Here is a 22,086-nt window from a genome sequence, read left to right on the forward strand (position 1 = left end):
TTTTATTTTTAAGACGTCTTTTGTTACAATAATAGCAGAGGTGATAGAATGGAACGTTTAGATGAAATTGTTAAATTAGTATCTGAATTTGAACGAATCGATGTCAATACTTTGTCTGACCGCTTAAAAGTTTCCAAAGTGACGATTCGCAAAGACTTGGATAAGCTGGAAACCAAAGGTCTGTTGCGCAGAGAGCATGGCTATGCTGTTTTAAATAGCGGCGATGATCTGAATGTCAGGCTTTCCTTTCATTATGATACCAAGCGCCGAATTGCCCAGGAAGCAGCAAAAATCGTTCAGGATAATGAAACCGTTATGATCGAATCAGGCTCGACCTGTGCCTTACTAGCTGAGGAAATCTGCCGAACGAAGAAGAATGTCAAGATTATTACCAATTCTTATTTTATTGCGGATTATATAAAACAAACTGATTCTTGTAAAATTATCTTACTGGGCGGAGAATTTCAGAAAGATTCGCAGGTGACAGTAGGGCCTCTTCTCAAGGAAATGATTCGGTTTTTCCACGTAGAACATGCTTTTGTTGGAACAGATGGCTATGATGAAAATCTAGGCTTTACAGGCAAGGATTTGATGCGGAGTGAGGTTGTGCAGTATATGTCAGAGGCATCTGACCGGATGATTGTCTTGACGGACTCAAGTAAGTTTACCAGAAAAGGAACGGTAAAGAGATTTGGCTTCAAGCAGATTGCGCAAGTGGTGACTGACAAGGCGATTCCTAAAGAGGCTGTTGAGCGCTTGAAAGCTGCCGATATCAAGCTGACTCTGATCTAGCAGAGAAGGAGATAAGATGAAAAATGAAAGAAAAAAACTATTGGCAAAAATTGCTTATCTCTACTATATCGAAGAAAGAAGCCAGTCTGACATTGCGGCTGAGACAGGGATTTATCGTACCACTATCAGCCGAATGCTGGCAGAAGCGAAAAAAGAGGGCATTGTAAAGATTGAGATTGAAGACTTTGATACCCGCTTGTTCCATTTGGAAAACTATGTAAAAGAAAAATACGGGCTCAAGGGAATCGAAATTGTCAGTAACTTAGTAGATGAATCTCCAGCAGACTTGGAAGAAAGGCTTGCTCAAGGTGCTGCGGGTATGCTACGTAGCCTGATTAAAGACAATGATAAAGTGGGATTTTCTTGGGGAAAGAGCTTGAGCCTTTTAGTAGAGCACTCCAGCAGCAAGCATTTGACAAATGTCCATTTCTTTCCTTTGGCAGGTGGACCGAGTCATATCCATGCACGCTATCATGTGAACACCCTCATCTATAGCATGGCTGGAAAATACCATGGGGACTGTCGTTTTATGAATTCCACGATTATTCAGGAGAACGAGCAACTGACAAATGGAATATTGGCTTCTAAATATTTTGAAGATCTAAAAAGCAGCTGGCAGGAGCTAGATGTGGCTGTAGTTGGTATTGGAGGGCAGGTTGACACGGGAAATCGCCAATGGCTGGACATGCTGACCTCAGAGGATTTTCTTGCTCTAGAGAGCCAGGATGCTGTCGGAGAAATCTGCTGTCGCTTCTTTAATAAAAAAGGGGAGATGGTCTACCAGCATTTGCAAAATAGAACGATTGCCATCTCTTTGGAAAATTTGAAAAAAGTGCCGCTTAGCCTAGCCTTTGCCTATGGCAGTCAAAAGTCTGCTGCCATCTTAGCAGTGTTGCGAGCTGGCTATGTTAATCATTTGGTGACAGATGAAGCGACGATTCTAAAAATGCTTGACTTGGACGGAGATAGGAGTTTCCTCACTTCTTGATAGTAGAGGCATCTCAGGTGCAAGAGATTTCCAAGACGGAATTCAGGAATCCCATTTTTAATAGTGAATTAGCACTTATATATGGAGGTGGATTCTTGATTTGAAAAAGTTAATGAAACGAAAATTGACTAGTTTAGCCACAGGAGAGCTAGTCGCTGTGCTAGTATTTTGGATGAATTTTTTCCTGCTCAAAAAATGGATTCTTACTACTGGAGCTTTGATTTCTATTTCTTTCTCCTTGTTTGTACTGAGTTTTATTTTGATACAGGGCTCTGTTTTCTGGTGGATTTTGATAAAAAGGATTTCCAATCCAAGATTTGCTGAAAGATATACAGGCGAGATTTACAGAATACTAAAGATCTTAGACCTTATTTTACTGGGTGTGGGAACCCTGATAATCATTTTTAATTCCAGTGATTTTTCCACCTTCATAATCTCTGTAGCAATTTGGTTTTTTGCTGTCATCGAGTGGATTAATTATTTTAAATGGCAATTATCCTACAGTCTGAATCCTGCTGTTTTATTGAAATACAACCTCCAGAGGAAATTGCGGAAAAGTAAAATAGCAAAGGAAATTGAGAAGGCTGTATAAAAAGATAAGTTTCGGTTTCTTAAAATAACATATATGAGGAAGTAGAAGCAAATAGCTGCTGCTTCTTTTTTGTGCCGAATCTGCTTATCGTTCTTATCTAATAGAGTGCCTTTGAATCGCAGATGAATACAGCTGTACAGAACTGTCCTTTATGGGGGAGTTTTTATTCTGCACAAATGTGCGAAAAAATTTAAATAAGCTAATTTGTTCTATAATGTATTGACGGACTGAGATAAAGGTGATACATTCTAGTTACAAACAAAAACAAATCACTTTCAAACAAAAGAACAGGTTTTTGTTAATTATAAAGATAGGAGCGGTTGTAACATATGGAAATGATTGTAGCAGATCAAATTATCATGGGCCTTATCCTAGACGCCGGTGATGCCAAGCAGCATATTTATCAAGCTTTATCACTAGCTAAAGATGGTAAGTTTTCAGAATGCGATGAGCAGATTGAGCTGGCAGATAAGGCGCTTTTAGAGGCCCATAACTTGCAGACCAAGTTCCTAGCTCAGGAAGCTGGAGGAACGAAAACAGAGATTACAGCGCTGTTTGTTCATTCTCAAGATCATTTGATGACTAGCATTACAGAGATTAACCTCATCAAAGAAATCATCGACTTGAGAAGAGAATTACAAGGGGAAAAATAAATCATCAGGAGGATGAAAAGATGGTTAAGATTGGTTTGTTTTGCGCGGCAGGTTTTTCAACAGGAATGTTGGTCAACAATATGAAAATAGCTGCAGCTGAAAAAGGGCTGGAAGCTGAGATTGAAGCCTACTCTCAGGCTAAGTTGGCTGATTATGCAGCGGATCTGGATGTCGCTTTATTGGGCCCGCAGGTAGCCTATACACTAGACAAATCTACAGCTATTTGCGACAGTTGCCATACTCCGATTGCAGTTATTCCGATGGCTGATTACGGTATGCTAGATGGCGAAAAAGTGTTAAACCTCGCTTTGAGTTTGTTGGATAAACATTAAAATCAAGGAGCTTCGTTATGTCTAAAGTGGATACTCAAAAAATCATTGCGCCGATTATGAAGTTTGTCAATATGCGCGGGATTATCGCCTTAAAAGACGGTATGTTGGCAATTTTGCCTCTTACAGTTGTGGGAAGTCTATTCTTGATTGTAGGGCAATTACCGTTTGAAGGTCTAAATCAAGCCATTGCTGGTGTGTTTGGGGCAGACTGGACAGAACCGTTTATGCAGGTTTATTCAGGGACCTTTGCCATTATGGGGCTGATTTCCTGTTTTTCAATCGGCTATTCTTATGCCAAGAACAGCGGCGTAGAGCCTCTGCCAGCAGGGGTGCTGTCTCTTTCTTCTTTCTTTATCCTCTTAAAATCCTCCTACATACCAGAAAAGGGTGAGGCGATTGCAGATGCGATTGCCAAGGTCTGGTTTGGCGGACAAGGAATCATTGGGGCCATTCTCATTGGTCTGGCAGTTGGCAGTATCTATACGATTTTCATTCAAAAGCATATTGTCATCAAAATGCCAGAGCAGGTTCCTCAAGCGATTGCCAAGCAGTTTGAAGCCATGATTCCAGCTTTCGTTATTTTCTTGCTGTCAATGCTTGTTTACATTATTGCCAAGATAGCGACTGGTGGCGGTACCTTTATTGAGATGATTTACGATGTTATTCAGGTGCCTCTGCAAGGTCTGACGGGCTCTCTGTATGGAGCTATCGGTATTGCTTTCTTCATTTCTTTCCTGTGGTGGTTTGGTGTTCATGGGCAATCCGTTGTCAATGGCGTCGTAACAGCCTTACTATTGTCCAACCTGGATGCAAATAAGGCTTTACTTGCTGCAGATAAGCTGTCAGTCAGTCAAGACGCTCATATTGTGACCCAGCAATTTTTGGATAGTTTTCTTATCTTATCGGGATCCGGTATCACTTTTGGAGTGGTCGTAGCCATGCTCTTTGCTGCCAAGTCCAAGCAGTATAAGGCCCTGGGGAAAGTTGCTGCTTTCCCGGCAATCTTTAATGTCAACGAGCCAGTTGTCTTTGGCTTTCCGATTGTGATGAATCCGGTCATGTTCCTGCCCTTTGTTTTGGTACCGGTTCTAGCCGCTTTGATTGTCTACATGGCGATTGCGGTCGGCTTTATGCAGCCATTTGCAGGTGTGACTTTGCCTTGGAGTACACCGGCTATCATTTCTGGCTTTATGGTCGCTGGCTGGCAAGGAGCAGTCATTCAAATTGTCATCTTAGCCATGTCCGCCTTTGTCTATTTCCCATTTGTGAAGTTTCAGGATAAGATTGCCTACAATAACGAGTTGAAAAATGAAGAGTAATCTGATTTTGATGGATAAAAACACAAAAGTTTCTTGGCTCAGATGGCACAAATGTGCAAAAAATCTTTAATTCTGTAATCGCCTATAAATGATTGAATTCTAGGATTTTGCATGTTACAATAGTTACGAAAGAAATAAATTAAATTTCATAAGAAAGGTCGTGGCCAAATGATTCAAGTAAAAGAAGTAGAAAAAACAACAATAAAAACAGACTATTTTGGCAGCTTAACAGAGCGGATGAATAAATATCGGGAAGATGTGTTAAATAAAAAGCCCTATATTGACGCAGAGCGTGCTGTCCTAGCTACCAAGGCTTATGATAAGCATAAGGAAAAGCCAAATGTGTTGAAACGTGCTTACATGCTCAAAGAGATTTTGGAAAATATGACGCTTTATATCGAAGATGAAACGATGATTGTCGGTAATCAGGCTTCATCTAATAAAGACGCGCCTATTTTCCCAGAGTATACTTTAGAGTTTGTACTCAATGAACTAGATCTTTTTGAGAAGCGGGACGGAGACGTCTTCTACATTACAGAGGAAACCAAAGAGCAGCTCCGCAGCATCGCTCCTTTCTGGGAAAACAATAACCTCCGTGCGAGAGCTGGAGCTTTACTTCCAGAGGAAGTTCAGGTTTATATGGAAACTGGCTTCTTTGGCATGGAAGGAAAGATGAACTCTGGGGATGCTCACTTGGCGGTCAACTATCAAAAACTCTTGGCCTATGGACTGAAAGGTTTTGAAGAAAAAGCTCGCGCAGCTAAGGAAGCCTTGGATTTGACCGATCCGGCTAGTATTGATAAATACCACTTCTATGATTCCATTTTCATCGTAGTAGATGCTGTGAAAGCTTATGCGGAGCGTTTTGTGGCCTTGGCCAATCAGCTTGCTGAAAAAGCAGAGCCTAAGCGCCGTCAAGAGCTCTTAGAAATCGCTAGAATCTGTTCTAAAGTGCCGTACGAGCCAGCATCAACCTTTGCTGAAGCTGTTCAGTCTGTTTGGTTTATCCAGTGTATCCTTCAGATTGAGTCCAACGGACATTCACTCTCTTATGGACGCTTTGACCAGTACATGTATCCTTATGTCAAGGCGGATTTGGAAGCTGGACGTGAGACAGAGGCTAGCATTGTAGAACGCTTAACCAATCTCTGGATTAAGACGATTACCATTAATAAAGTGCGCAGCCAGGCCCACACATTCTCATCTGCGGGCAGTCCCCTTTATCAAAATGTGACAATCGGTGGCCAAACGAGAGATAAGAGAGATGCAGTCAACCCGCTTTCCTACCTTGTGTTGAAATCTGTAGCTCAAACTCATCTTCCTCAGCCGAATCTGACTGTTCGCTATCATGCAGGCTTAGATGCTCGCTTTATGAATGAGTGTATCGAAGTCATGAAGCTTGGTTTCGGTATGCCGGCTTTCAATAATGATGAAATCATCATTCCGTCCTTTATCGCCAAAGGCGTTTTGGAAGAAGATGCATACGATTACAGTGCTATCGGCTGTGTGGAAACTGCTGTGCCTGGTAAATGGGGCTACCGTTGTACAGGTATGAGCTACATGAACTTCCCTAAGGTGCTTCTTATCACTATGAACGATGGGATTGATCCGGCATCTGGCAAGCGCTTTGCGCCAAGCTTCGGTCATTTTAAAGATATGAAGAGCTTTGCTGAGCTGCAAACGGCTTGGGACAAGACCTTGCGCCATTTGACCCGCATGAGTGTCATCGTGGAAAATTCTATCGACCTATCTCTTGAAAGAGAAGTGCCGGATATCCTCTGCTCAGCTTTGACAGATGACTGTATCGGACGCGGCAAGCATTTGAAAGAGGGCGGAGCTGTCTATGACTATATTTCCGGTCTTCAAGTCGGTATTGCCAATCTATCAGACTCACTGGCGGCTATCAAGAAGCTGGTCTTTGAGGAAGGCAGGCTGACTCCAGCTGAACTCTGGCATGCACTTGAAACGGACTATGCAGGTGAGCGTGGTAAAGAAATTCAAGAGATGTTGATTCATGATGCACCGAAATATGGTAATGATGATGATTACGCAGATAAGCTAGTGACAGATGCTTATGATATTTATGTGGATGAAATCGCTAAATATCCAAATACCCGTTATGGTCGCGGTCCAATTGGCGGTATCCGCTACTCTGGAACATCTTCTATTTCAGCCAATGTAGGTCAAGGTCGCGGTACCTTGGCGACACCAGATGGCCGCAATGCCGGAACACCGCTCGCTGAAGGCTGCTCTCCTTCCCACAATATGGACAAGAACGGCCCGACCTCTGTATTGAAATCTGTTTCCAAATTACCGACAGACGAAATCGTAGGAGGCGTTCTGCTCAATCAAAAAGTCAATCCTCAGACCCTGTCTAAGGAAGAAGATAAAGTGAAACTTATTGCCTTGCTTCGTACATTCTTTAACCGTCTGCATGGCTATCATATCCAATACAATGTCGTTTCTCGGGAAACCTTGATTGATGCTCAGAAGCATCCTGAAAAACACCGCGATTTGATTGTTCGCGTTGCAGGCTACTCTGCTTTCTTCAATGTGCTTTCCAAGGCGACACAAGATGATATTATCGGACGTACGGAGCACACATTGTAAAAGAGGTCCAATTTATGGAATTCATGCTTGATACTTTAAATTTAGAGGAGATAAAAAAATGGTCGGAAGTTCTCCCCTTGGCGGGAGTGACTTCCAATCCGACCATCGCAAAAAAAGAAGGAAAAATAGATTTCTTTGAACGGATTCGCGCTGTTCGGGAAATCATAGGAGAGGGTCCATCTATCCATGTGCAGGTTGTTGCCAAGGATTATGAGGGAATCTTGAAAGATGCTACTGAAATTCGAAAAAAATGCGGCGATGCTGTCTACATTAAAGTTCCGGTCACACCGGCTGGGCTGGCAGCTATCAAAACTCTCAAAGCAGAGGGCTACAAGATTACAGCGACAGCCATTTATACAACCTTTCAAGGGCTATTAGCCATTGAAGCGGGGGCTGACTATCTTGCTCCTTACTATAACCGCATGGAAAATCTCAATATTGATTCAGATGCTGTCATCAGCCAGCTGGCTCAGGCGATTGAGCGGGATCATTCCGCCAGCAAAATATTGGCAGCTTCCTTTAAGAATGTTGGCCAAATCAATCGTGCTTTTGCTGATGGGGCCCAAGCCATTACAGCAGGACCAGATATCTTTGCAGCAGCCTTTGCCATGCCGTCTATCGCTAAGGCAGTAGATGACTTTGCTGCTGACTGGTCAGCAATTCACAGTCAGGAATGCATTTAAAAGGCATATTTAATGCTCTATTTATGAATAAATGAAAGAGGTGTTCTATGAGAATTTTTGCAAGCCCGTCTCGTTATATTCAGGGAGAAAATGCCCTGTTTGAAAATGCAAAACAGATTCTTCAGTTAGGCAGCCATCCAGTCTTGCTTTGTGATGATGTGGTTTACCAGATTGTTGGGGAAAAGTTCAATGACTACCTTACCCGTTATGGCTTTCATGTGCTGCATGTCGCTTTTAACGGAGAAGCTTCTGATGCTGAAATTGATCGGGTCGTTGCTCTGGCTGAAAAAGACGGAGCAGACTTGGTTATTGGCCTAGGTGGTGGAAAAACCATTGACAGTGCGAAGGCGATTGCAGATATACTAGGACGTCCTGTGGTCATTGCGCCAACCATTGCCTCTACAGATGCCCCAACTTCAGCACTTTCTGTTATCTATACAGAAGATGGCGCCTTTGAAAAGTACATTTTCTATAGTAAAAACCCCGAACTAGTCTTGGTGGATACGAAAGTGATTGCTGGAGCGCCAAAACGACTTCTAGCTTCTGGGATTGCAGATGGCTTGGCGACTTGGGTAGAGGCGCGTGCTGTTCAGCAAAAAAATGGCACTACCATGCTGGGACAAAGACAGAGCTTAGCTGGTGTAGCAATTGCGAAGAAGTGTGAAGAAACATTGTTTGCAGATGGCCTGCAGGCTATCGCAGCCTGTGAAGCGAAAGTCGTGACCCCAGCTCTGGAAAATATCATTGAAGCCAATACCCTTCTCAGTGGCGTCGGCTTTGAGAGCGGCGGTTTAGCAGCAGCCCATGCTATCCACAACGGCTTCACAGCTCTCACAGGTGATATTCACCACCTGACCCACGGTGAAAAAGTTGCCTATGGAACCTTGACCCAGCTCTTCTTAGAAAATCGATCTAAAGAAGAATTGGAAAAATATATTCGCTTCTATCAAAAGATTGGAATGCCGACAACTCTGAAAGAAATGAATTTAGAAAATGCTAGCTATGAAGATTTGCTCAAAGTTGGTCAGCAAGCGACGATTGAGGGTGAAACTATCCATCAGATGCCATTTGAGATTTCAGCTTCTGACATTGCAGGTGCCATCCTGGCAGTCGACCAATATGTCAGGGATATGGATAAATAAAAGCAAAATACAAAACAAGCCACCTTCCAACCGCAGGGTTGACAGCGTGGCTTGTTTTTTGGTGAGATTACCAGAGGCAAGGAAAAACTCGGTATCTAACCTTTTGGCAATAAGTTTCGTAATTTTTCCCAAAGTGATTGCCTAAAGCTTTTTCTTCTACTCTAAGTCGAATGCTATATCCTACCACCAGTAAAATAAGACTGATAATGATTGTCAGAGGATTTAGTGATGTGATAGATAGACCAAGGATAGACAAGATACTGCCAGTATAGGCAGGATTTCTTACAATAGCATAAGGGCCATGGTCTACTAATTGTTGACTATCGGTTGTTTGAACGGCCAGTGTGAAGTTTTTTCCGAGATAATTGACTGCATAGACCCGCAATGCGAACCCTGCTAGAGAGATGAGGATTCCAAGATAGATAGTGAGGCTGGGTAAGTGGGGGACAAAGTCGAGAAATTGTCCGTTTATCAAAAATAAGCAGCAGATAACACTGCCGATAATGATGTAGCGGCTCCCTTTATCTGCAGAATCGTTTACATTGTTTGACTTAGTTTTATTTTTAATCCACATTTCTGTGCTAATAAAAATAACAAAGAAAACATAAGTGAAAATAGTTTGTAAATTCATGATTATTCCTCCGGTCAGAATTATACAACTTTTAATTTTAGAGGTCAATTAGAGATTAACTCCTTAGAGATGAGTTATAGTTTTTATTAATGAAAACTGGATTCCGTCTTTCAAAATCCCTTGAAAATGGTATAATAGAAACAGTACAAAAAATGGAGAAAAGAATGGCTTATTATAATCACAAAGAAATCGAACCCAAGTGGCAGAAATATTGGGCAGAGCACCATACATTTAAGACTGGTACGGACAAGGACAAGCCTAACTTTTATGCGCTGGACATGTTTCCTTATCCGTCAGGAGCGGGGCTCCATGTAGGGCATCCAGAGGGCTACACGGCGACAGATATCCTCAGCCGCTACAAGCGGGCTCAGGGCTATAATGTCCTGCATCCTATGGGCTGGGATGCCTTTGGTCTGCCGGCTGAGCAATATGCCATGGATACAGGGAATGACCCAGCTGACTTTACAGCGGAAAATATTGCCAATTTTAAGCGTCAAATAAATGCTCTAGGATTTTCGTATGACTGGGACCGAGAAATCAATACAACTGACCCTAATTACTACAAGTGGACCCAGTGGATTTTCACCAAACTGTACGAAAAAGGGTTGGCTTATGAAGCTGAAGTGCCAGTAAACTGGGTTGAAGAGCTGGGAACGGCTATCGCCAATGAGGAAGTTCTACCAGACGGCACATCTGAGCGCGGTGGTTATCCAGTTGTCCGCAAGCCCATGCGTCAGTGGATGCTGAAAATCACGGCCTACGCAGAGCGTTTGCTCAATGACTTGGAGGAACTGGACTGGCCTGAGTCTATCAAGGACATGCAGCGTAACTGGATCGGTAAATCGACCGGTGCTAATGTAACCTTCAAAATTAAGGATACAGATAAGGACTTTACTGTCTTTACGACTCGTCCGGACACCCTTTTTGGTGCAACCTATGCTGTTTTGGCTCCAGAGCATGCTCTCGTTGATGCCATTACAAGTGCCGAACAAGCCCAAGCAGTAGCAGACTACAAACATGCAGCCAGCCTCAAATCTGACCTGGCTCGGACTGATCTAGCTAAGGAGAAGACCGGTGTCTGGACAGGAGCTTATGCTATCAATCCTGTCAATGGCAAGGAAATCCCAATCTGGATTGCCGACTATGTGCTTGCAAGCTATGGAACAGGGGCTATCATGGCCGTTCCTGCCCACGATGAGCGCGACTGGGAGTTTGCTAAGCAGTTTGACTTAGAGATTATTCCGGTTCTAGAGGGGGGCAATGTTGCTGAAGCTGCTTATACAGAAGACGGTCCGCATATTAACTCTGGCTTCCTAGATGGCTTGGACAAGGCTGCCGCTATTGAAAAAATGGTTGCTTGGCTGGAAGCGGAAGGTGTCGGAAACGAAAAAGTCACCTATCGCCTGCGCGACTGGCTCTTTAGCCGTCAGCGCTACTGGGGTGAGCCGATTCCAATCATTCATTGGGAAGATGGTACTTCAACTTCTGTTCCTGAAAATGAATTGCCACTTGTCCTGCCGGTAACCAAGGATATCCGCCCTTCTGGTACTGGTGAAAGCCCTCTGGCCAATCTGACTGACTGGCTGGAAGTGATTCGCGAAGACGGTGTCAAAGGACGTCGCGAAACCAACACCATGCCTCAATGGGCTGGTTCTAGCTGGTATTACCTGCGTTACATTGACCCACACAATAATGAGAAATTAGCAGACGAAGAGCTGCTCAAGGCTTGGCTGCCAGTTGATATTTACATCGGTGGTGCAGAGCATGCCGTGCTCCATCTTCTCTACGCTCGCTTCTGGCACAAGTTCCTCTATGATCTTGGAGTAGTACCTACCAAAGAGCCTTTCCAGAAACTCTTTAACCAAGGGATGATTCTTGGGACTAGCTACCGTGATCACCGTGGAGCACTTGTGGCGACTGACAAGGTAGAAAAACGTGATGGTTCATTCTTCAACATCGAAACGGGAGAAGAATTAGAGCAAGCACCTGCTAAGATGTCTAAGTCTCTGAAGAATGTGGTCAATCCAGACGATGTAGTAGAGCAATATGGTGCCGATACACTGCGTGTCTATGAAATGTTCATGGGTCCGCTGGATGCATCTATCGCTTGGAGCGAGGAAGGTCTGGAAGGCAGCCGCAAGTTCCTGGATCGGGTTTATCGACTTCTTAACTCTAAGGAGCTGGTCACTGAAAATAGCGGAGCATTGGACAAGGTCTACCATGAAACAGTCAAGTCTGTCACAGAGCAACTTGAGGAGCTCAAGTTTAACACAGCCATTGCCCAGCTCATGATCTTTGTCAATGCAGCCAACAAGGAAGAAAAGCTCTATGTTGAATACGCCAAAGGTTTCATTCAATTGCTGGCGCCTTTTGCACCGCACTTGGCTGAAGAACTCTGGCAGGCAGTCGCTCAAACTGGCGAGAGCATTTCCTATGTAGCTTGGCCAACTTATGACGAAAGCAAGCTGGTCGAGGCAGAGGTCGAAATCGTAGTTCAAATCAAGGGTAAAGTTCGTGCTAAGCTTGTTGTAGCTAAAGATCTGAGCCGTGAAGAATTACAGGAAATCGCTCTGGCAGATGAGAAAATCAAGTCTGAAATCGCCGACAAAGAAGTCGTGAAAGTGATTAGTGTACCGAATAAACTAGTTAATATCGTGGTGAAATAATCAGTTTGTTTATTGCATTTGCAGGAGATTTCAATCAAGTCTGCATTAGACAACAAAATGCTATTGTTATCAAATACAAAGAAGACCTTGAGAAAATTTTCTCAAGGTCTTTTGTTAGAACAATTCCCAATCAAAACTTGAGAATTTCTTGGTCTGTGTCATATAAAAATGAGTAAAATGAATTTCCATTGCTAAGGTCATCAGAGTTGCGATAGCAATGACGATGGTTGGGCTGGCTGAAAAAAGGAATGAAAAGGCCAATCCGAGAAGGAAGATTCCTGCTTGGAACCCATAAAAGGACTTGTTATAGCGGAGGTAACTCTTGTTGAAGCGACCATTTGACAAGACCGCAGCTTGGAAGAGCCCGATACCAGCATAGAAGAAGCTAGTCGCAAAGAAACGATTTGCTTCTGGATTAACCAGAAAGCTCATGGAAACAGTGACCATAATTAAGCCGATAAAAATCGGATAGTGGCTATAAATTAGGAAGATTCCTTTATTCTCCCCTTTCTCATCAATGGCATGGTCAAACTGACCAAAGTAGTTCATAAAGAGGTTCACCATAATGATGAAGTAAAGGATAGAATGGATGGAGAAATGTTCAAGGGTAAAGAAATCAGCTAAGCCCATAATCATCTCACCAAAAGTGATGATAACTAAAAGCGAAATGCGTTCGATGAGATGGGGCAGATTGATTTGAAAATGGGAAACTTTTCGAGTCAATAGGACGGGCATGATAAAGGTCAGGAGAATCCCAGTCATGTAGACATGAATCCCAAGATGAATTGGCAAGAGAGCAGCTAGGTAGACCAAAATAGTTCGAAGACCGGTCATCCAAAGAAAACCTTTGATGCTTTTACGATTGGCAGAGCTTGTAGATTTTCGAAGATATTCAACCAGATATTGGAAAAATAAGGTCAAGGTCAGTGTCCCAATCGTCCAGCAGAAGGTATGAAAATAGGACTGCCAGTCATTAGTAATCATGTTTGATATCAAGAGCAGCATGGCCATATTGACGAACATGACGACCATATTGAAAAGAGAATTCTTTCCGTAACGATTCGTGTAGACAGTCTGAATCATCCAACAATTGACCAGAACCAGAAGTGTCATGAGAAAACCAAAGATAGCATCTAATGATAAGACTCCGTGGTGAAGGTGATGAATGAGGGCAGTTGTTTTGGAAATCGCATAGACAAAAACCAAGTCATAAAAAAGCTCGCTAAATTCCACCCGTTTGTGTTTGATAAGATTTGTCATTGTAAATCCTTTCGTGCTAATTTCTAACAATTCATTATAACAGAAAACGGGTATCAAGAGATACAAGTAAACTAGCAAAACTAAAAAAGTGGCCTAAACCACTTTTATTATCTTTTGATTAGAAATTTTGATGGCAAGCAGATTGACTGGGGATTTTTTGCAATAGCCGCCTTAAAAGCAAGTGTGCCAAGTTGGTAAGAATAGTTGTCAATGCTGGGGATATTGAGCAGTTTCCCAGACAACTGACTGGTTTGACTGACAATGAGTGGCGGTTCTATACCAGCTTTTTTATAGAATTCTAGTAGTCCGACTGCTAAGTCATCGCTATTAGAAACAATGCAGTCTAAACCTTTTTGCATGCACAGCTTTTCAAAAATCCATCCTGCATCCTCATATCTCATTAATCCCCCAAAAGTTACATACTCCACTCCCTTGAAAATTTCCTCAAAGACTGATAGGGTTTCACGAAAAGTGGGGCTGATTGGACTGTTTCGAGAGAATAACAAAGCTACTTTCTGGGGGTTATTCTTCTGAATCCATTTAAAGAGAGCTTGATATCCGGGCTTTCGGTCCACTGAGATAGAAATTAACTCAGGTAAGTCGGTTTCTTCCAGACAGACAATAGAGCCATATTTTCGGTAGCTAGCGATGGTCTGTATATCAATAGCCCGAGAAGTAAAGATTAGTGCATCAAAAGCATTGCTCCGTAGCTGTTCCAGATAGGCTTTCTCAGCTTCTATGCTGTAGTCTGATGGTAAAAATAGGAGCTGGTAATGACTCTCTAGGGCTGCGTCTAGCAACCCCTTTATCAATTCAGTAAAGTAGGTATGCCGAACATGAGGCACTACAACACCGATTTTTCGAGTATGGCCGGCACTTAAGTCTCTAGCAATCTGACTAGGGCTGTAATCTAGTTCTTTTATAATAGCTGAAATTGTTTTTGCAGCTTCTTGTGAGACATAACCTGATTTGTTGATGTAGCGAGAAACAGTTGAGATAGAATAACCAGATTGTTTGGCGATGTCACGTATGGAAACCATAGTACCCCCTTTCTTTATACACTATACCAAATGATAGGAGTTGTTGGCAAGTTTGGATTTACAGGAGAAAGTGATGGATACCATAGCCAACACCGTCTTCATCGTTAGTTTTGGTAATGAGTCTGACTCTGTCTTTGATTGCTTGACTAGCATTTTCCATTGCAATACTCAGTCCAACCCGTTCAAACATAGGGAGATCGTTGTGACCATCGCCGAAGGCGACTAGTTCTTTTTTATGTAGCTTTTCTTCTTTGATTATATAGTCAATTCCAACTGATTTTTTAGCTTTTTTGTGTGTAATTTCTAGGTAGAAGTCACCAGCTTGCTGTATAGAAACATTTGGAAGATTTAATTCTTCGAGTTTAGCTTTTAATGCTCTCATTTCGTTTCCATCAAAAGTGATGAGCATAATTTTAAAAATGCTTGTTTGAACTTTTAGGTATTGCTCCTCCCCGATAATAGTTGCCTCTAGTCTGGTCAATTGTTGCTCATAGTCGATTCCATTGTCCATTTTATAGGTATACCAGTTTTCTAAGTCGTAGTAAGATTGACTTACGTGAGGAAAATGCTGGTTGATAAAGTTGACTAAATAAGTGGAATCATTTCTTTCTAAAGCTTGCTGATGCAGGATTTTGATTTGATTTTGCTTGTAGGTATAAATCAATCCACCATTGAAACCAATCTGGGGGCCAGTCAGTTCTAATTTATTAATGGCCTCTTTCATCTCCATAGGTGCTCGTGCGGAAACCAGAGTGAAAGGAAGATTGGCCTGAGCAATAAGTTTAGCATTACTGTCAGTCAGTCTGCCTTGGCTATTCAATAGCGTTCCGTCCATATCGCAAAAAATACGTTTGATTGTCATATTATGAACCTCCGTTTGGTGTTTTTCTAAAGTATATCCTGTGGAACGCGTTCCATGTCAATGATTTTTTTAAAAAATTTTACAAAGTATTGCAATTCAGGTATTTGACCGGTTAAAAATGATATAGTAGAAGAAATACGCTTGCTTTTGTCGTAAATTGTCATTCCGTTGTCAGAATCTGTCATTTTCTTGTCGCTTCCTGTATCGTATAATAGTCTCATCAATCAAATGAAACAAAAGAGGAAATCAACATGTCAAACAAAAAAGTTATCTTAGTCACAGGCGCTTCATCAGGTATCGGTTACCAAACTGCTGAACAACTTGCTAAAGAAGGTCATATTGTCTATGGCGCTGCCCGCCGTGTGGATGCCATGAAACCACTTGAAGCCTTTGGTGTGACACCAGTTCGTTTGGATATTACAGATGATGCCAGCATTAAAGAAGCTCTTAATCTCATCATCAAAAAAGAAAATCGTATCGATGTCTTAGTCAATAATGCTGGTTACGGTTCATATGGTGCCGTTGAAGATGTAACGATTGAAGAAGCCAAGATGCAGTTTGAAGTGAATATCTTTGGTCTAGCTCGCTTGACACAGCTCGTTCTTCCTTATATGCGTAAGCAAAATTCAGGTTGCATTATTAATGTGGGCTCAATGGGTGGTCGTTTGACATCCTACTTTGGTGCTTGGTATCATGCGACCAAATATGCTCTTGAAGCTTTTTCAGATGGTCTTCGTATGGAAGTGTCTGATTATGGCATTGATGTCTCTATTATCGAACCAGGCGGTATTAAAACGGACTGGGGCTTCATCGCTGCTGACAAACTGGCCGAATCAGCTAAAGGTGGTGCTTATGAAGTAGCAGCTACCAAGGCAGCAGAAGGGATGCGTAAGCAATACTCTGGCAATATGATGTCAAATCCTAAAGTTATTTCAAACGTTATTTCAAAAGCAGTCAATAGCCATCGCCCTAAAACCCGCTACTTAGTAGGTATGGGAGCTAAACCTTTGGTATTCTTGCATGCTATCTTGCCAGATCGTTGGTTTGATGCCCTCATGAAGCGGGCTTCTTAAGAGAAAAAGGAGGAATCCTATGCGTCTGAGTCTCAGTCAGCAGTATATTGACAATTTGAAATTGATTGGCCTAGATCTGAATATGATTCTGGAACTGGCCAATCTTCCAGATACCACCTGGAAAGAAGAGATGAATCTCTCAACTCTGGATTACTACCATCTTTTGATGGCTTTTGATAAGGTAGCCAATGATGAGCAGATTATCGCTATGAGCCGTATCAAGGATATTCAGATGTTCATGCCCCCTTTCTTTGCGGCACTTTCGTCGAAAAATGGTCTCGCAGCGATGGAGCATTTTGCCAAATACAAGAAAATCACAGGTCCCATTGTCGTTAGTATTGAAACCTTTGAGGACCTTGTCCGTGTGAGCTATCGCTATGATTATCCAGGGTTTGACTTGCCTCGTTTCGCTCTCCTCAACGAACAGTTGTTATTGGTCGATTTGGTTCGGACAGGGACAGGAGAAAACATCACTCCAGTACACGTTGGGACTCCATATGTCTATGAAGAAGCGAGTATTGCGGTATTTGGTTGTCACGTGGAAGAAATGAAAGGCAATGAAGTCGTCTTTAAAAAGTCAGATTTGGAGAAACCATTTTTAACTGCCAATAATGTCATGCTAGACTACCTAGAGCCCCAACTTAAGGAGCGTTTGGCAGAAGCTACGACCAGTGAAAGTTTCACAGGAATTGTCCAGCAAAAACTCTATCAGGCTATCCCAAGCGGTGCCTTTGGTATTGAGGATATTGCAGCGACCCTTGGCATTAGTAGCCGAACCTTGCAACGAAACCTGACAGCAGAAGGCACTAAGTTTAACCAGGAATTGCAAAATGTGCAGAAGATTCTAGCCTTTGGTTACTTCAAAAATCCTGACATGACAACGGAAGATGTAGCCTATTTGCTTGGTTATTCGGAAGTATCTTCCTTCTCACGAGCCTTTAAAAAGTGGACAGGAAAGACGATATCGGAGTATCGAGAAGAGATTCAGAGATACTCCTAAAATATAAATATAACTTGAAAGGTATCAGAATAGTAGAAATCTGCTGTCTTTCTTCTATTAAATAGTAGAACTTTTCTCATTTTTCGATTTTCTCTTGTATTAGTTTTGGGTTTTATTTATAATCATTATAAATAAAAAGAAAGAGAAAATTAAAATAGTGGAAGAACATAAAATTGATACGAACTTTAGTGGGCGGCTGAATATATTGCGGGCCGGGGTTTTAGGAGCCAATGATGGTATTATTTCCATAGCAGGTGTGGTTATTGGGGTAGCTAGTGCGACGGACAATGTTTGGATGATCTTTCTGTCTGGTTTGGCGGCAGTCTTTGCGGGCGCCTTTTCTATGGCTGGCGGAGAGTATGTATCAGTTTCTACTCAAAAGGATACAGAAGAAGCTGCTGTTGCTAGAGAGCGGGAGTTATTAGAAAAAAATCCAGATATCGCTAGGCAGTCTCTCTATGCTGCCTATGTTCAAAATGGCGAGTGTGAGACTTCTGCCCAGCTCATGACCAATCGGGCCTTTCTTCAGGATCCGTTGGAGGCCTTGGTGGAGGAAAAGTATGGAATCGAGATTGAGGAGTTTACCAATCCTTGGCATGCTGCCGTATCAAGCTTTTTAGCCTTTGCTGTTGGTGCGATTTTTCCTATGATTACCATTATCCTGCTTCCAGCCACTATCCGTATCTGGGCAACCGTTCTGATTGTGGCCTTGGCCCTCTTGGGAACAGGCTATACCAGTGCTAGATTGGGCAAAGCACCGCTCAAAAATGCTATGATTCGCAACCTCGTGATCGGTCTTTTAACCATGGCGGTCACCTATGCAGTAGGACAGGTGTTTGCAATTTAGATAGTAGAAAATATTGAAGCCAGTAGATTTACTGGCTTTTAATTATATAAAAGTTTTAATTATGAAATTATTTTTCTAAAAATAGTCCATAAAAGTTTTTGTTTAGTCTATCATGAATCAATGGATTTTAAAAAGATGCAGGCTCAATAAAGTTTGATTAAGCATTTACAAATATTCATTCATTTGTTAGAATGATATTAATAATGATACTAATAAAATAAAAAGGAGATTTTTTATGAGTGATTCGGTAAATAATGTGAATAATGAAGAATCGGTAGAGAAGGTTGAAAACAAACCTGTCGAGGAAGTAAAATCAACAGATTATAAGCAAGTTCAAGATAATCAGTCTAAAGAAGTGGTAGAAAAGGGAAACACTGAGCCAGTAAAGAATGAGACGGCTGCAAGTCAAGCTCAACAGTTTGATGCCCAACAAGTGGTTGAAAAAGCAAAAGGATTATTTGCAACGAAACGCAAGGAAGTTATTGCGGCTTTGGTAACTTTGGCCGTTATCGTGGGAGCGTTTATAGGTTATAATGTTATTCAATCTCAACCAAAAAGTTTGATTGACATTGTAAAAGTTGAATTTTCAGGTTATGAAGAATCTGGAACTGTGACCTATAATAGTCAGGATGTTGCCGAAAAGGTGGCAGAATTGTCTTACCAAAGAGCGGGTTTTAGTAAAGAACAGGCGGCTGGTTTAGCCAAAAAAGACTCTATTACTTACGCAGAGGTCTCAAGCGATAGCAAGTTTACATCTAAGATAGTTCAAGCAGAAGCTATGATTAATAGTGTTCATTATGAATTTGATAAAACAACTGGTCTAAAAAATGGGGATAAGATTACTTTCACTGTAACAACAAGTTCAAAAAATTCACCATTTAAAGCTGAAAAGAAAACCTTCGAAGTTAAAGACTTGAAAGATTATGAAAAGGTATCAGCAGCTGATTTGCTTAAAGAGACCCCAGTAACCTTCTCAGGATTTAACGGTTATGGTACGATCTCTATTGACAAAAATGATGACGACGAAACTTATTTCGATTTTGAAAATGGTAAACGTCCTACTAACCTCAAAAATGGGGATAAAGTAACGTTAGCCGTTAGCTCAGATTATATCGATACTCTGAAATCTTCAGGGAAAATGGTTGATAGCAAGACTGTTGAAGTGACTGTTGAAGGTTTGAAAGAGTTGAAAGATGTGAAGAATTTTGCTGATCTTTTGAAGAAGAATGAAGATTACAGCAAGTCTGAACACAAAAACGATTCATTTAATACTTATGTTTTGGAATCGCAGGGAAGCTACTTAAAAGTTATTCCTGGTGAGGATAAAACATCAACTGGCAAAATTGCGCTGATTACAGTTTATAAAGTAACTCACACTGGAATTGGTGGATCTACTGATGTACGTTACAAGTACTATGGTTATGAAGCTTACTTATTGAAGGATGGCAATCTAGACCTTGAAACTGCAGAAAAAATTTCTAGTTGGGGGACTCAAGACTATGAAGGGTTGAAGGCAGAGCTTGCAACTGACGGATATAAAGAATATTCGGAGAAATCAAACTAGAAGAAGTTGGGGGAACCCAACTTCTTTTGTATGGCAGAGAAAAAATCGTATCTTATTTTCAACTATACCAATTTCATACTTGACAAAGTAAAAAACTGTGTGTATACTAGCTTTGTTGGAGTTTTTAGACTCCAAGAAGACTATACCAATTTTTAATAAGAAGGGCTGGTTTCTAAGGCTAGAAATCAGAAGTAATGTTATGTGTGGAATTGTCGGAGTTGTCGGAAATCGCAACGCAACTGATATCTTGATGCAGGGCTTGGAAAAGCTGGAATACCGAGGTTATGACTCGGCTGGAATTTTTGTAACAACAGGAAAAACTTCTAGTCTGATCAAGTCGGTCGGTCGTATCGCTGACCTGCATGCTAAAATTGGCATTGATGTTGCTGGGACTACTGGTATCGGACATACTCGTTGGGCTACTCATGGGAAACCAAGTGAAAACAATGCCCATCCTCATACTTCACAGACTGGCCGTTTTGTCTTGGTTCACAACGGTGTGATTGAAAACTACCTTGATATTAAGAATAATTATCTAGCTGGTCATGACTTCAAGGGGCAGACAGATACAGAGATTGCAGTGCACTTGATTGGCAAATTCGCTGAAGAAGAAGGCTTGTCTGTTTTAGAAGCCTTTAAAAAAGCTCTCCATATTATCCGTGGTTCTTATGCCTTTGCTTTGGTGGATTCAGAAGATGCAGATGTTATCTATGTTGCTAAAAATAAATCTCCTCTTCTAGTTGGACTGGGTGATGGCTACAATATGGTCTGCTCAGATGCCATGGCCATGATTCGCGAGACAAATCAGTTTATGGAAATTCATGACCAAGAGCTGGTTATTGTCCGTAAAGACAGTGTGGAAGTGCAGGATTATGACGGGCATACTCTAGAGCGTGAAAGCTATACTGCTGAGCTAGATCTGTCCGATATCGGTAAGGGAACTTATCCATACTATATGCTCAAGGAAATCGATGAGCAGCCAACTGTGATGCGTAAGCTAATCAGCGCTTATACAAATGATAAGGGGCAAGTATCAGTAGATGCAGATATTGTCAAAGCTGTTCAGGAAGCTGACCGTCTCTATATCCTTGCAGCTGGAACTTCTTACCATGCTGGCTATGCTTCTAAGCGTATGCTGGAAGAGCTGACGGATACACCTGTTGAGCTGGGTATTGCTTCTGAGTGGGGTTATGCTATGCCGCTCCTCAGCAAGAAGCCTCTCTTTATCTTTATCAGCCAATCTGGTGAGACAGCTGATAGCCGTCAGGTTTTGGTGAAGGCGAATCAGATGGGTATTCCAAGTTTGACCGTGACCAATGTTCCGGGTTCTACGCTTTCTCGGGAAGCCAATCATACCATGCTGCTGCATGCAGGTCCTGAGATTGCTGTTGCTTCTACTAAAGCCTATACAGCTCAAATCGCTGCTTTGGCTTTCTTGGCTAAAGCTGTTGGTGATGCCAATGCTTCTGAAAAAGCGGCAGCCTTTGACTTGGTTCACGAGCTGTCCATAGTTGCGCAGTCTATTGAGTCCACTTTGTCAGAAAAGGAGTTGATTGACAATAAGGTCCGTGGCCTTCTGGAAACAACTCGCAATGCTTTCTATATAGGCCGTGGTCAAGACTACTATGTGGCGATGGAAGCTAGCTTAAAACTCAAAGAAATTTCTTATATCCAGTGTGAAGGTTTTGCTGCTGGTGAGCTCAAACACGGTACAATCTCTCTGATTGAAGACGAGACACCAGTTTTGGCCCTGCTTTCTGATGAAGTCTTGGCTAGCCATACTCGGGGCAATATTTCAGAAGTCGTAGCTCGTGGAGCCAAAGTTTTGACTATTGCTGAGGAAAATGTGGCTAAGGATGGAGACGATATTGTCTTGAGCCAAGTTCACCCTTACCTGTCACCAATCTCTATGGTGGTACCGACACAGCTCATTGCTTACTTTGCAACCTTGCACCGTGGTCTGGATGTTGACAAACCGCGTAATCTGGCTAAGTCTGTCACTGTAGAATAAGCTTTCTAACGAATCTTGATA

20 protein-coding genes are annotated in these 22,086 nt (G+C 42.0%); 15 read left to right on the forward strand and 5 right to left on the reverse strand.

Going from position 1 to position 22,086, the window contains the following annotated elements:
- Positions 1-48: 48 nt before the first annotated feature.
- The 9 genes from AX677_RS03300 to AX677_RS03340 all read left to right on the forward strand — a co-directional run bounded on the left by AX677_RS03300 (position 49) and on the right by AX677_RS03340 (position 9,111).
- Positions 49-792 carry a DeoR/GlpR family DNA-binding transcription regulator gene (locus AX677_RS03300; RefSeq protein ID WP_060976156.1) on the forward strand — a complete coding sequence of 248 codons (744 nt, stop codon included), beginning with the start codon at positions 49-51 and terminating at the stop codon, positions 790-792.
- Between the two features lie 16 nt (positions 793-808).
- On the forward strand, positions 809-1,780 hold the full coding sequence (locus AX677_RS03305) for a sugar-binding transcriptional regulator (protein WP_060976157.1): 972 nt from the start codon (positions 809-811) through the stop codon (positions 1,778-1,780).
- Positions 1,781-1,880: 100 nt separating this feature from the next.
- Positions 1,881-2,372 carry a hypothetical protein gene (locus AX677_RS03310; protein WP_197416882.1) on the forward strand — a complete coding sequence of 164 codons (492 nt, stop codon included), beginning with the start codon at positions 1,881-1,883 and terminating at the stop codon, positions 2,370-2,372.
- 329 nt (positions 2,373-2,701) lie between these two features.
- A complete protein-coding gene (locus AX677_RS03315) occupies positions 2,702-3,025 on the forward strand; it encodes a PTS lactose/cellobiose transporter subunit IIA (protein WP_002896659.1) in 324 nt (107 codons plus the stop codon).
- A gap of 20 nt (positions 3,026-3,045) precedes the next feature.
- Positions 3,046-3,357 (forward strand): PTS sugar transporter subunit IIB, encoded by a 312-nt coding sequence (locus AX677_RS03320; RefSeq protein WP_002896658.1) that lies wholly within the window; start codon positions 3,046-3,048, stop codon positions 3,355-3,357.
- Between the two features lie 17 nt (positions 3,358-3,374).
- Positions 3,375-4,676, forward strand: coding sequence for a PTS sugar transporter subunit IIC (locus AX677_RS03325; protein ID WP_060976159.1), 1,302 nt, complete (start codon positions 3,375-3,377; stop codon positions 4,674-4,676).
- A 168-nt stretch (positions 4,677-4,844) separates the two neighbouring features.
- Positions 4,845-7,286 carry a glycyl radical protein gene (locus tag AX677_RS03330; protein ID WP_002896656.1) on the forward strand — a complete coding sequence of 814 codons (2,442 nt, stop codon included), beginning with the start codon at positions 4,845-4,847 and terminating at the stop codon, positions 7,284-7,286.
- Positions 7,287-7,300: 14 nt separating this feature from the next.
- Positions 7,301-7,969, forward strand: a complete 669-nt coding sequence (locus AX677_RS03335) for a fructose-6-phosphate aldolase (protein WP_060976160.1) — start codon at positions 7,301-7,303, stop codon at positions 7,967-7,969.
- Positions 7,970-8,016: 47 nt separating this feature from the next.
- Entirely contained in the window at positions 8,017-9,111 is a 1,095-nt protein-coding gene (locus AX677_RS03340; RefSeq protein ID WP_060976161.1) for a glycerol dehydrogenase, read from the forward strand.
- 67 nt (positions 9,112-9,178) lie between these two features.
- Here the strand turns inward: AX677_RS03340 and AX677_RS03345 are convergent, their stop codons facing one another.
- On the reverse strand, positions 9,179-9,742 hold the full coding sequence (locus tag AX677_RS03345) for an isoprenylcysteine carboxylmethyltransferase family protein (protein WP_060976162.1): 564 nt from the start codon (positions 9,740-9,742) through the stop codon (positions 9,179-9,181).
- Between the two features lie 164 nt (positions 9,743-9,906).
- Here AX677_RS03345 and leuS point away from each other — a divergent pair, with 164 nt between their 5' ends.
- Positions 9,907-12,408 (forward strand): leucine--tRNA ligase, encoded by a 2,502-nt coding sequence (leuS, locus tag AX677_RS03350; protein ID WP_060976163.1) that lies wholly within the window; start codon positions 9,907-9,909, stop codon positions 12,406-12,408.
- Between the two features lie 114 nt (positions 12,409-12,522).
- On the opposite strand, the gene AX677_RS03355 is transcribed toward leuS, so the two are convergent.
- The 4 genes from AX677_RS03355 to AX677_RS09315 form a co-directional block, all read right to left on the reverse strand.
- Positions 12,523-13,668, reverse strand: coding sequence for a low temperature requirement protein A (locus AX677_RS03355; RefSeq protein ID WP_060976164.1), 1,146 nt, complete (start codon positions 13,666-13,668; stop codon positions 12,523-12,525).
- A 107-nt stretch (positions 13,669-13,775) separates the two neighbouring features.
- Positions 13,776-14,708 (reverse strand): LacI family DNA-binding transcriptional regulator, encoded by a 933-nt coding sequence (locus tag AX677_RS03360; RefSeq protein WP_060976165.1) that lies wholly within the window; start codon positions 14,706-14,708, stop codon positions 13,776-13,778.
- 58 nt (positions 14,709-14,766) lie between these two features.
- Positions 14,767-15,570 (reverse strand): Cof-type HAD-IIB family hydrolase, encoded by an 804-nt coding sequence (locus AX677_RS03365; RefSeq protein ID WP_060976166.1) that lies wholly within the window; start codon positions 15,568-15,570, stop codon positions 14,767-14,769.
- 26 nt (positions 15,571-15,596) lie between these two features.
- Positions 15,597-15,755 (reverse strand): hypothetical protein, encoded by a 159-nt coding sequence (locus AX677_RS09315; RefSeq protein ID WP_156445979.1) that lies wholly within the window; start codon positions 15,753-15,755, stop codon positions 15,597-15,599.
- A gap of 66 nt (positions 15,756-15,821) precedes the next feature.
- Here AX677_RS09315 and AX677_RS03370 point away from each other — a divergent pair, with 66 nt between their 5' ends.
- The 5 genes from AX677_RS03370 (at position 15,822) to glmS (ending at position 22,065) form a co-directional block, all read left to right on the forward strand.
- Positions 15,822-16,643, forward strand: coding sequence for an oxidoreductase (locus tag AX677_RS03370; protein ID WP_060976167.1), 822 nt, complete (start codon positions 15,822-15,824; stop codon positions 16,641-16,643).
- 19 nt (positions 16,644-16,662) lie between these two features.
- The gene (locus tag AX677_RS03375; protein ID WP_060976168.1) at positions 16,663-17,643 is read left to right on the forward strand and encodes an AraC family transcriptional regulator; all 981 of its coding nucleotides are present in this window, start codon (positions 16,663-16,665) and stop codon (positions 17,641-17,643) included.
- A gap of 157 nt (positions 17,644-17,800) precedes the next feature.
- Positions 17,801-18,490 carry a VIT family protein gene (locus AX677_RS03380; RefSeq protein WP_004193549.1) on the forward strand — a complete coding sequence of 230 codons (690 nt, stop codon included), beginning with the start codon at positions 17,801-17,803 and terminating at the stop codon, positions 18,488-18,490.
- A gap of 235 nt (positions 18,491-18,725) precedes the next feature.
- Entirely contained in the window at positions 18,726-20,054 is a 1,329-nt protein-coding gene (locus tag AX677_RS03385) for a hypothetical protein (protein ID WP_060976169.1), read from the forward strand.
- 199 nt (positions 20,055-20,253) lie between these two features.
- Positions 20,254-22,065, forward strand: a complete 1,812-nt coding sequence (gene glmS, locus AX677_RS03390) for a glutamine--fructose-6-phosphate transaminase (isomerizing) (RefSeq protein ID WP_060976170.1) — start codon at positions 20,254-20,256, stop codon at positions 22,063-22,065.
- Positions 22,066-22,086 lie beyond the last annotated feature (21 nt).

This window comes from Streptococcus sp. CCH8-C6, assembly GCF_001557225.1.
GTDB lineage: Bacteria > Bacillota > Bacilli > Lactobacillales > Streptococcaceae > Streptococcus > Streptococcus sanguinis_C.